Source organism: Nonomuraea sp. NPDC049784 (assembly GCF_040659615.1).
In the GTDB taxonomy this organism is placed as follows: Bacteria; Actinomycetota; Actinomycetes; order Streptosporangiales; family Streptosporangiaceae; genus Nonomuraea.
This window is the reverse complement of the sequence record NZ_JBFAMX010000375.1, coordinates 1-9,975: the sequence shown is the minus strand read 5'-3', so window position 1 is coordinate 9,975 and position 9,975 is coordinate 1. Positions and strand designations below refer to the sequence as shown.

Genomic DNA, 9,975 nt, shown 5'->3' with positions numbered 1-9,975 from the left:
CCTCATGCGGGAGTCCGACGCCCCGCTGGGCCAGATCGCCGCCAAGGTCGGTTACACCTCGGAGTTCGCCTTCGCCAACGCCTTCAAACGGGAGTTCGACGTGGCGCCGGGCAGGTACCGCCGCGAGGTCTGCCCGGCGGGGTGACCTTCACGGACGGCCGTACGAGCCAGGGGTGGCGCCGCACGGCTCCGCCGGTTGCGGACTCCCCGGCGTGGAGGGTGCCCATGTGCGCCTGGGCAATGTCGCGTGCGATCGCCAGACCGAGGCCCGTGCCTTTGTTGTCGAGGTGGCGGGCGGCGTCCAGGCGGGTGAAGCGCTGGAAGATCCGTTCCTCCGTCTAGCACCACCGGCATTCACCCGCGGCATCTGCCGCCAGAGGTGCGCCGTGGTCCCCGGCGGTCCGCCAGCTTGAGATCAACAAAGAGCCCAGGCATCGCGGCACATCAACGCGCCCTTGTCGGCTTTGTCAAGCTCGTACTTCTTCAGGAGCTCCTGCCTGGAGGCGCCGGTCCAGGTACGCGGCCGAGACCACCGCGCACCTGCGGGCCACGGTATCCGCGGGACCGTGCTGGGCCGCTCCCGCGAAAGAATTACGCCTTACACTCCCTCAACACAGAGTTTCATGCATGTTTGCCAATTTTGTCGATTCTCTTGAGAGAGAATCCCAGCCCGGAACATATAATCGACTTTGGATTTTATATAGATCAAAGCCGATTTTATATAGATCAAAGCCGGAAGACATTTTCGTATTTTCGTGAGACTGGTTGTGGCCTACGGCGGAGACACGGTGGAAAGTATTGCACGGACACGCGAACGTTTCCTGGAGACCGGGGACGTGCCTGCGGTATCGCTGCGCCCCGGCATCGTGGAGTCGTGGCGCCGTTGCTCCTTGTCCGGAGTGGCCTGCGATGACCTTGACCCGCCATACTTCGGCGATCTTGATACCGAGGGACGGCTCACGCGTGCCGCAGGGCCGGTGCTGGACCGACTGGAGCAGAGGTTGGCGGACGCCGGGACCTGTGTGATCCTTACTGATGCGCAGGGTCGGCTGCTGGATCGGCGAGTGAGCGAGCCGTCCTTGAGACGGCATCTGGACCGGATTCGGCTCGCTCCCGGGTTCAGCTACGCCGAGGAGCACGTCGGTACCAACGCCGTCGGGATCGCGCGCGAGACGCGGCGGATCGCGCTGGTGGTCGGGAGCGAGCACTTCACGACACCATTGCACGCGGTGGCGTGCGCCAGCGCGCCCATCATCGATCGGCTGACCGGGAGGCTGGCCGGACTTGTGAACATCACCTCCTGGTACCAGGAGGCCAGTCCGTTGATGTCCGCACTGGTGTGGGGCGCTGCGGAGGACATTGAGCAGCGACTGCTGGAACTCGGCTCCAAGCGCGAGCGGATACTTCTGCAGGAGTTCATGGCCGCCCAACGCCACGGCGGCCAGGCACACGTCATGATCGCCGACGACCTGACCTTGGCGACCCGGGAAGCCACCGACCTGCTCGCACCTTCTGATCACGCGATCGTGCGAGACACGGCCGCTGAGTTGTTGCGCTCGGGCGCGGAGCACAAAGCCGGCGTTGAATTGTCTCGCGGTGAGAGGGCCACGATCCGCTGCCGGCCCGTCGGCACGAACGGCGACGCCATAGTGTCAATCTCCGTCACCGACCAGCGCGAGTCGCAACCGCGATCGTCGCGGCCGCGGGTTCGACCCGCCGATCTGAAACTCGCCGGCACCTCGACGGTCTTCGCCAACCTCTGCGCCGACGCTGCGATGCACCGCCAGGCCCGTAGGGCGGTGCTGGTCCAGGGCGAGCCGGGCGCGGGCAAGCTGACCCTGGCCAGGGCCGTGCATTTCCGGTACGCCCCTGACAAACCGTTCGTGGTGATCGAGCCCACCCAGAACGTGGCCCGGCAATGCTGTTCGGCACCCGGCGCCCCGCATGGAACTGTGGTCCTGCGCCACCTGGAGCTGTTCAGCGACGAGGCACGTGCCGCGGTGGTGGAGTGGCTGGACACGATCGCCGATGACGCCGACCGGGTATGGGTGGTCGCCACCACCGAGGCCGCCGCCGAATTGTCCGACGACCTGCTGGTCAGGCTGCCAACGACGCTCACCATGCCGCCGCTGCGCCACCGCATCGAGGACGTGCGGGAACTGGTACCTGCGCTGCTGAGCAGTTCCGCCGTGGGTCGGTCAGTCTCGTGCGGCCCGGCGGCCATGCGAGTGCTCATGCGCTCGGCCTGGCCCGGCAACATCGCCGAACTCGCCCAGGCTCTCCGGCACGCTCTGGTGCGGCGGCGGGGCGGGCAGATCCAGCCCGAAGACCTTCCGGAGTCGTGCCATGCCGGCCAAGGCCGCGCGCTGAGCCGGTGGGAGAGCATCGAGCGCGACGCGATCGTCCGCGCGCTGCTGGAGACCAACGGCGACAAGGCCGCTGCGGCCGACCTGCTCGGCCTGTCCCGGGCGACCATTTACCGCAAGATCAACGCCTATCGCATTATCGACGCCGGCTGACGCGGTCTCAAGGTGAGACACCCGCGGCGGGAGTCATGCACTTGTCTGGAACCAATGCACGGGAAGACATTCGCATTCTTCATCCACCGCCGTCGCCTTGACGAGCACCGCGGTGGTCCGTGTCCGGCGCACCTGCACCGAGCCACTCCGAAGATGTCCCGCGGGGAGATCGCCAGCCACCTGAGCCGGCAGCTCCTCCTGCCACGACGGGATTCGCAATGTCCGCGCACGCCGATCGCCAGACCGTTCGCTGCCCCGCCAGCCCCAGATCCGGCCGCTGCGGCCTCCATACCGGTCAAAGACGAAAGAGGTCAAGAAACCATGCATCCAGAGATCGACTACGAGACGGCGTTCAACGCCCTCACAGTCCCCAAACTGGTGCTCACACCGGACTTCATCATCGTCGGTGTCAATGAGGCCTACACGCAGGAAACCGGGCGGGACCGAGCGGACCTGCTCGGCCGATACCTCTTCGCCGTTTTCCCCGACAATCCCAATGCTGTCGGCGACGACCCTGATGCGCGCGGGACCGAGCAACTTCGCGCTTCCCTGCAACGAGTGCTTGCCACTGGCCAGCGAGATATGTTGGCGCTGCAACGGTATGACATCGAAGCCCGCGACAGGCCAGGAGTGTTCGAAGAACGATACTGGAGCGCCATCAACACTCCCGTCCTCGGCCCCGACGGCGACGTGGAACTGATCATCCACCGCGGCGAGGACGTCTCCGACTTCGTGCGGCAGCTCCAACGGTTCGACGAGCGAGGCGTCAAGGGAGCGCGCGCACAGCTCGAGGCGATAAGAACCCACACCTACACCCACGTCCGCGAGCTGCAAGAAATCAACGAACACCTCAAAAAGACACAGGAACAATACCGCCGGGCCATATCGGCGCAGCGGGAGATGTTGGACCAGCAGCGGAAACTCGGCTTCGACGCCTCCCACGTGCTGCGTAATCCCATCACCGGACTGCTGGCCCAACTCGAAGTCGCCCTTTCGACTCCGGACGCCGACCAGCGCCAGATCCTGCACACATTGCTGGACAACGCCGAACGGCTCAACGGCATCATCGCCGACCTCCTCGATCGGCGAGCGAGCCCAAGCGGGTGAGGTAGGAGCCGTCGGACAGGACGGCTACAGCCACTACGTGGTCCGACAGGACTGCTGGTGCGCGACCGGCGCACGATCGCCACCCAGGGGCGGAGGGCTCCGCTGGCTTCAGCACCTTCGAACGCGTGCGCAACACACATGGATGGCACGTTCACCGCCACCCAGACGCGACCACCGTAACGTATGGAATAACCTGCGGACCAGTCCCCCTGGCTCAGCGATGAGCAAAGCCTGAAATCGGCTAACACATACGTGACGGTGCTCTTTCAATCAGATCGCCTCTGCATCGATCAATCAGAGGAGGCATCAACCGGCGGGGGAATACCATGCACAACAGGCCTTCATCCTTCCATCCGTTTCCCACGTCCATCCGGGCGCGTTACACGTCAGCCGCGGCCGCAGTTTTCTTGATCGTATTCGCAGTCATAGGGATCAGTCTCGCTATCCTCGTCCGCACCAATGTTCAAGACAGCTACTTCGCCGAAACACAGCGCGCGGCCACGGACTGGATCGCCTCGATGCGTCCCGGCCACATCCCGCCGCCATCCCCAACGACTTCGGTCAACCTTCTGCAGCTTGTCGACTCCCACCACCGGGTGGTGGCAGCCAGCTCCGCGGTTGCGGGCAAGCCGCCTCTCAGCACGGTCCAGCCACCTGCCGATAATCGGATCCAGCATCTCATCACCGGCTCACAGACTGAGCATGTCGCCCTGGCCGCCATCAGGGTCTCGCCGCAGGAAGCCCGTCTGGTCTGGAACGGGGAGCCCCATGTCGTCTACGCAGGCAAGGAATTGCCGCCCATCCTGGCCATGCATCAGCTCGAACTCGCCACCTCGGCAGCGGTTCTGCTGTGCGCCGTTGTCGGAACGTGGATGGTCTGGACTGTGGTTGGCCGAACCCTCCGCCCCGTGGCGGCGATCCGCACGAAAATGTCCGACATCTCAGTGAGCGATCTCAGCCAGCGAGTGCCCGAACCGCAGCAGGACGACGAAATCGGACAGCTCGCCCGAACCGCCAACCAGACCCTGGCACAACTCGAACAAGCGGTGAATCACCAGCGCAACTTCGCCTCCATCGTCACCCACGAACTCAAGACTCCGATCGCCGGCCTGCAAGCACAGCTCGATGAGGGACTGCTCTATCCCGACGACGTCGATGCACGCGAAACGATCCGTACAGCGTCGGCGACGGCACAGCGTCTACGGGCCATCATCGATGACGTGCTGACATTCGCCCGGATCCGGACGACCGCTCCCGAACCTCCCGAAGAGATCGACCTGTCCGCACTGGTAGCTGAGGAGACTGCCAACCACATCGGCACGATGCCGGTGCTCGTCCACACGACAGGTGAGGTAAAGGTCCTCGGCAACCCGCTTCAGCTGATCCGAATCTTGAACAATCTCCTCGTCAACGCACAGCGGCACGCCCACACGAGCGTCCAGGTCACCGTGGAACGTACGCAAGATCACGCGATCATGACTGTGACGGACGACGGTGACGGCATCGCACCGCAAGACCGCGAATCCGTCTTCGAACCCTTCGTGCGACTGGCCGACGGACGCCGCCGAGATTCCCAAGGCAGCGGCCTCGGCTTGGCCATCTCCCGCGAGATCGCAAAGGCGCACAGCGGAACGCTGACGGTTGAAGACTCGCCACGAGGGGCGCGGTTCGTCCTTAAATTGCCGCTCATGACCTCACAGGTTCAAGTATCTGCCCAGACCTGACATGTGATCACCGTTGAAGTCCAGTACGCGCCGTAAACCCGTTCGCCTTGACGACGTCGCGATCGCGGCGTTCAGCTTGCGGATGTCGATGTGCCGGTTACGGATCATCGACAGCTCCCGGGCCGATACCCCGGTCAGGTGCTTGGCCGCCTCGTACGGCCCCAGGTTGATCCCGCCGGTGAACACCGCCAGCGAGTAGCGGAACAACGGGGTCGGAGATCTTCGGGTCCGACCCGGAAGCGGGTCCGAAGTGGTGGTGCCAGCCCAGCCAGTGCGCGGTGCGCGCCACGATCGACAACAGCGAGCGCTCGGGCACGCGCCGCTCGATCGCCGCGGCCAGCTTCTCGGCGGCCTTCAACGTCTGCTGGCCGCGCCGCCGCTTGACGGTGGGCACCCCGTCATCGCTGATCACCAGGTCGGAGTTGTCCTCATACCCGGCGTCCAGCTCCGCGGCGGCCACCAGGTGATTGCCGCGCAGGTGCGCGACGAAGCCGGCCGCCGTGCTCGGCAGGCCGACCTGCTCGCAGAACCCTTCCAGCAGCGACTCACATGCCTCCCAGGGCAGCAGGTTGGCGCTCCAGTCGGCATACTCGTTCGGTCCGACCACCGCGATGTCGCCGGTACGTAGTTCCTCGGCCAGGTGGGCGAACACCATCGCCTCGAAGTGCCGGCGCGCCACCATCCCCGGCCGGCTGCGGTCGGTGACGGCGCGTCGCCAGTTGCCGAGGCGTGATCCCGGAGTCTGGATCCCTGGAGCCGTCGACCGATGGCGGCATCGGGATGAAGTCCCGCCTCAGCCCCGCGTGGGCGCGGGCGTGCTCCAGCGCGGCCAGCACCGAGTCATCGCGGGAGGTGGCCTTCAGCTCCAATTTGGCGACCAAGTCGAACATCACCGCCCGCTCCCGCTTGAAGTACCAGTAGGCCAGCACCTCGTAGTTGTCGCCGTGGAAGGCCGAGACCTCCTCGATGTCGGCCAGTTGGGCGTCGAACCCGACGGCGCTGTTCACCGCGGCCACCGCACGTTCCGGGCCCTGGTCGGCCTCAGGGCCGTCGGGGTCCAGGTGCTCCAGCACGGTGCGGAAGGTGCCGATCAGCCCCTCGCTGACGGCGCGCTGGCGCTCGCGGATGTCCTCCAACGCGGCCCCGGCCTTCTTCAGATTGGCCGCCACCCGCTTGCACAGCATCTCGGCCAGATCATCACGGGCCCTCATCCGCGCCGTGCGCAGCAGACACGCCAGCAACGCCAGCCTCTTGACGCGGTCGTAGCGGGACAGAGTGTCAGCGTCCTGAGCAGCTGCTTCCCCAGCAAAATCGATGACCTTGGTGGGGCGATCCCCTCCAGCCACGCCCAGGTGTCACCAAGGGGCGTCGATCTCGTCCAGATATTTCACGTGGGCATCGAGCTCCGCCCAGGTAGGCCGCTGCGCCGGCTTCTTCAGCCGATTGAACAACGACTTACCGTCCGAGCCCACCGTCGTCAGCAGCGCGCCCAGGCGCTCTTGCCCACCAGCGCCCATCCGCTCCACCACCTGGGCGAAGATCTCGGTGTTGACTCGGGCCCGGATCGTGGAGGCCATCTCGTCCAGCGTGGTGAACCCCGGCAGCTCCAGCGAGGCCTCGATCAGGCGCTCCAACGCCACGTTGATCAGGTCCGGCGGGTTGTTCTTGGCCTGGGCCGCCTCGATGATCGCCTCGGCCGCTATGGCCCGGGCCCGCTCCTTGTCGTAGGTCACACCCTGGCGGGTCCGGATCTGCTTGCGGTGCCACTTGGCGGTGCTCGCGGCCCCATGATCGGGCTCGACATCGGCGGCCAGGCCCAGGCAACGTCTCACATGGTCGACGACGACCTCGGGGATCTCCTCGCGGGCGGGAAACCGGGCCATCTTCTGAAAGCACTTCAACGCCAGCACCAGCGCGAACACCGTCTGCGGACTCCGAGCCCGCTCCTGAGCCCAATCGATCTCATCAGCCGTCGGGGTGAAGAACACGTGCAGCACCCGCGCCGAGGTCAGGCGCTTGAACTGCGGGCAAGCGGTCCGCTCGATCGATGTCACCGGCGAGCCCTTGCGAGCCCTTTCCGGAACGATCACCTCCAGAACCCGCACACCATAGCGGCAGATGATCACGAAGCACCGCATGGTTCACCAAGCCGCAACCGAACCAACGCATACGGTCACACACCAGCTGCCATCAGAGGCTCTGACCAGCCCTATTAGCCCCTTCCGGCTTACTTGGTCTGCCCCCCTTCCGGACTGGATCATGACCGAGCCCGAAGAGGTCTTCGAGCGCGAGGTGCTCGACCGGCACCGCCAAACCGGCGCAGCGCACACCGACCTCGCGCCCGAGACCGTCGGCCGCGCTCTCGCCAACCCGGCCGACGCGCAAGCGGTCGCCGCTGACCGGGCCTGGTTGGCCGCCATGATGGCCCGCCGCACCGCAGACGGCCAGTGACCGTCGCACCAGACCCGTGCCCTGCCGGGAACCGAGGTCGGCGAGGAGATGGTGTCCATGTCCCTCCAGTACGACCGGGTGACGGCGGCCGAGCATGCAGATGCCTGCGACTACTATTCTCACGGCCGGGGCGGCTGCGACTGCGGAGCTGACGCCGCCTGGCCGCAGGAGCGCAGAGCAGTGTTGAAAGACGCGGCCCGCGCGCTGCATGCCGAGAACAACCGCATCCAGCAGGAGATCGAGCAGGCCACGCGGGACGCCGAGCGCGCCAGATTCGTGGAGGAGACGGCGTGGCAGCGGGAGCCTGGCCGGATCGTGGTCGGCGGCAGCGAGCAGGGATGGCGGCAGTGGGAACCGGATAACCGGCACGGCTGGCGGAACACGGGCAAGCTGGTGCTCGGGCCGGTGTCGCTGGAGCCGTACGACCCGCACTGGATCGCATTGATCGAAGACGCGATCGGGCTCTACTCGATCCGCGACCCGCGCACTCACGAAACCGCAGCAGGAGAGTCATGACCCCGCTTGCAGAGATCAGCAACCAAGAGCTCGCTGCGATGCATCTCGGCTACAACTACGGTGATGAGGCCGTGGCAGCGGAGTTCCACCAGCGTTTCCCTATACTGGCTGGCTGGAGCCAGGCAATCGCCTACCTCTTTAAGATTCATTTCGACGCCCACGGATGGACCGGCCGCGGATTCGGCATGCTCGAGCGCGGCGCGCCGCCTGATGCCGTCGCGCTCAAACAGGAGTACACGCGCATGGTGCAACGGGTAGCAGCTGGTGAGCAATCACCCTGATCATGAACGGCGTCCTCCCATCCCAAGGGGACGCTCGGAGCACCGCCGAGCACCGCAGAATGGATCTGCTCGTCGCCCGCCCTGCTGAAAGCCGGGGTTCCGCAGCTGGTAGTCACACGTGAGCCCGGATTTGGATGTTGACCTGGGAGCCGGGTTTGGATATTGACCTGGGAGAACGCCTCAGACTCCTTGTCCCTCCACCAGCCGGGCCTATGCGTGGCGCCAGGCGTTCGTTGAAGAACGGACGGGCGAAGCCCGTTCCTCGTGGGAAAGCCGACCCAGCGAGTGCGGACAAGGTCTGACCACCCCGTAAAGCCGATGACCGGTGTAGACAGCGATGCCGTACCCGTGCTCGCGGTCGCCCTGGTCGGAGACGGGGAGCGCCCGCGAGGCGTGCTCGCTCACCGACAGCACCGCGACGTGGTCCAGAAGCTCGGTGAGCTGAGCGGTGGACAGCCCGCTCCACCACTGCCGTACGGCGCTTTGCTCCTGGCGGTCGCGTTCGAGGCGGGCCAGCTCTTCCCGGCGAGCCTGTTCCTGTTGCTGCCGCTGCTGTTCGCGGTGTTCTGCCTCCCAGGCCACGCGCTGACGCTCCCACTCGATCATCAAGCGGCGGCGCCGCTCCTCGACCTCGGCGTGGCGACGCTCTTCTTCCTGGCGTTGGCGCTCGCGCTCCACCTGATCGCGGTGTTTTTCGGCCAAGCGTGCGCGCTCGTGCCGGGCACGCTTGGCGGCTTCCTGCCGCTGACGCACGGTTTCATGCGCGGTTTTCGCGTCGGTGGAACGCTGTGTGGTCCACCCCGCCGAACGTTGTATGGTGGCGCTGCTCCCCGGGAGGTGGATACGCCGGTAACGGCGCCCGATGGTGTGAAAGACCAGCCCGTCACTCAGGACCCACCGTACGAAGGTGGGGAGGGCGACATCGCCAACCCGAACCCACGCACCCCGGCGCAAGTCAAAGGTCACCACACCGTCATGCACCATCCACCGCTCCGCAGATGTCGGCCCGCTTACTAGGGGCACCGCGATCCCGGGGACCGTGCACAGCCACGGCACACGGTCGCGGGAACTGACCCAGCAGACAGCGATCTGCTCGGCGCCATCGTTATCTAGGGTTGTAGAACCCTTTTAGCAGCTCAGAGGACGATGATCTCTTCTTTCACGTATGGCAAGTAGACCCCAGTATGCCGAGCATGGTGGGGTCCGGCGCGAAGGTATGCGAGCGTGATCGATCAGCGATGGGCTGTTGCGATGAGGCGTTGCAGTGCCGCGTGGGCGGGTGGGCCCCACGTGGCTTTGCCGCCTGGCCGGCCGTGGACACCGGCGTCGCCGACATGGAGGCCGACGAGGGCGCGGATCACGGCCCAGCCGCGGGCG

General features: G+C 65.8%; 13 protein-coding genes. 7 read left to right on the top strand and 6 right to left on the bottom strand.

What is annotated here, in order from left to right:
* Window positions 1-145: helix-turn-helix domain-containing protein (locus tag AB0J09_RS43690; protein WP_360704878.1), on the top strand; the 145-nt coding region annotated here is incomplete at its 5' end.
* On the opposite strand, the gene AB0J09_RS43685 is transcribed toward AB0J09_RS43690, so the two are convergent.
* Window positions 84-326: an ATP-binding protein gene (locus tag AB0J09_RS43685; protein WP_360704876.1), complete on the bottom strand. Its 243-nt coding sequence runs from the start codon at window positions 324-326 to the stop codon at window positions 84-86. The genes AB0J09_RS43690 and AB0J09_RS43685 overlap by 62 nt on opposite strands.
* A gap of 753 nt (window positions 327-1,079) precedes the next feature.
* Here AB0J09_RS43685 and AB0J09_RS43680 point away from each other — a divergent pair.
* The 3 genes from AB0J09_RS43680 to AB0J09_RS43670 all read left to right on the top strand — a co-directional run bounded on the left by AB0J09_RS43680 (window position 1,080) and on the right by AB0J09_RS43670 (window position 5,350).
* The gene (locus AB0J09_RS43680) at window positions 1,080-2,519 is read left to right on the top strand and encodes a helix-turn-helix domain-containing protein (protein ID WP_360704871.1); all 1,440 of its coding nucleotides are present in this window, start codon (window positions 1,080-1,082) and stop codon (window positions 2,517-2,519) included.
* Between the two features lie 321 nt (window positions 2,520-2,840).
* Window positions 2,841-3,626: a histidine kinase dimerization/phospho-acceptor domain-containing protein gene (locus tag AB0J09_RS43675; RefSeq protein WP_360704868.1), complete on the top strand. Its 786-nt coding sequence runs from the start codon at window positions 2,841-2,843 to the stop codon at window positions 3,624-3,626.
* Between the two features lie 407 nt (window positions 3,627-4,033).
* Window positions 4,034-5,350 carry a HAMP domain-containing sensor histidine kinase gene (locus tag AB0J09_RS43670; protein ID WP_360704865.1) on the top strand — a complete coding sequence of 439 codons (1,317 nt, stop codon included), beginning with the start codon at window positions 4,034-4,036 and terminating at the stop codon, window positions 5,348-5,350.
* On the opposite strand, the gene AB0J09_RS43665 is transcribed toward AB0J09_RS43670, so the two are convergent.
* Genes AB0J09_RS43665 through AB0J09_RS43650 form a run of 4 tightly spaced genes read right to left on the bottom strand, consistent with a single transcriptional unit; the run spans window position 5,321 to window position 7,404 of the window.
* Window positions 5,321-5,536 (bottom strand): hypothetical protein, encoded by a 216-nt coding sequence (locus tag AB0J09_RS43665; protein ID WP_360704873.1) that lies wholly within the window; start codon window positions 5,534-5,536, stop codon window positions 5,321-5,323. The two genes, AB0J09_RS43670 and AB0J09_RS43665, sit on opposite strands and share 30 nt — an antisense overlap.
* Entirely contained in the window at window positions 5,448-5,957 is a 510-nt protein-coding gene (locus AB0J09_RS43660) for a hypothetical protein (RefSeq protein WP_360704881.1), read from the bottom strand. Before AB0J09_RS43660 ends, AB0J09_RS43665 begins: the two co-directional genes overlap by 89 nt.
* Window positions 5,896-6,696, bottom strand: coding sequence for a hypothetical protein (locus tag AB0J09_RS43655; RefSeq protein WP_360704862.1), 801 nt, complete (start codon window positions 6,694-6,696; stop codon window positions 5,896-5,898). The genes AB0J09_RS43660 and AB0J09_RS43655 overlap by 62 nt, the downstream gene beginning before the upstream one ends.
* Before the next feature lie 9 nt (window positions 6,697-6,705).
* Entirely contained in the window at window positions 6,706-7,404 is a 699-nt protein-coding gene (locus tag AB0J09_RS43650; RefSeq protein WP_360704860.1) for a DUF4158 domain-containing protein, read from the bottom strand.
* A gap of 205 nt (window positions 7,405-7,609) precedes the next feature.
* On the opposite strand from AB0J09_RS43650, the gene AB0J09_RS43645 reads away from it, so the two are divergent.
* Genes AB0J09_RS43645 through AB0J09_RS43635 form a run of 3 tightly spaced genes read left to right on the top strand, consistent with a single transcriptional unit; the run spans window position 7,610 to window position 8,598 of the window.
* On the top strand, window positions 7,610-7,801 hold the full coding sequence (locus AB0J09_RS43645) for a hypothetical protein (RefSeq protein WP_360704857.1): 192 nt from the start codon (window positions 7,610-7,612) through the stop codon (window positions 7,799-7,801).
* A 57-nt stretch (window positions 7,802-7,858) separates the two neighbouring features.
* Window positions 7,859-8,317, top strand: a complete 459-nt coding sequence (locus AB0J09_RS43640) for a hypothetical protein (RefSeq protein WP_360704854.1) — start codon at window positions 7,859-7,861, stop codon at window positions 8,315-8,317.
* Window positions 8,314-8,598, top strand: a complete 285-nt coding sequence (locus tag AB0J09_RS43635; RefSeq protein WP_360704851.1) for a hypothetical protein — start codon at window positions 8,314-8,316, stop codon at window positions 8,596-8,598. Before AB0J09_RS43640 ends, AB0J09_RS43635 begins: the two co-directional genes overlap by 4 nt.
* A gap of 210 nt (window positions 8,599-8,808) precedes the next feature.
* Here the strand turns inward: AB0J09_RS43635 and AB0J09_RS43630 are convergent, their stop codons facing one another.
* Window positions 8,809-9,582 carry a hypothetical protein gene (locus AB0J09_RS43630; RefSeq protein WP_360704848.1) on the bottom strand — a complete coding sequence of 258 codons (774 nt, stop codon included), beginning with the start codon at window positions 9,580-9,582 and terminating at the stop codon, window positions 8,809-8,811.
* Between the last annotated feature and the right edge of the window lie 393 nt (window positions 9,583-9,975).

Bases quoted from the DNA above. Each gene is read 5' to 3' on its own strand.
- AB0J09_RS43675 (WP_360704868.1), top strand. From the start codon at position 2,841: ATGCATCCAGAGATCGACTACGAGACGGCGTTCAACGCCCTCACAGTC.
- AB0J09_RS43645 (WP_360704857.1), top strand. From the start codon at position 7,610: ATGACCGAGCCCGAAGAGGTCTTCGAGCGCGAGGTGCTCGACCGGCAC.
- AB0J09_RS43640 (WP_360704854.1), top strand. From the start codon at position 7,859: ATGTCCCTCCAGTACGACCGGGTGACGGCGGCCGAGCATGCAGATGCC.
- AB0J09_RS43635 (WP_360704851.1), top strand. From the start codon at position 8,314: ATGACCCCGCTTGCAGAGATCAGCAACCAAGAGCTCGCTGCGATGCAT.
- AB0J09_RS43630 (WP_360704848.1), bottom strand. From the start codon at position 9,582: ATGGTGCATGACGGTGTGGTGACCTTTGACTTGCGCCGGGGTGCGTGG.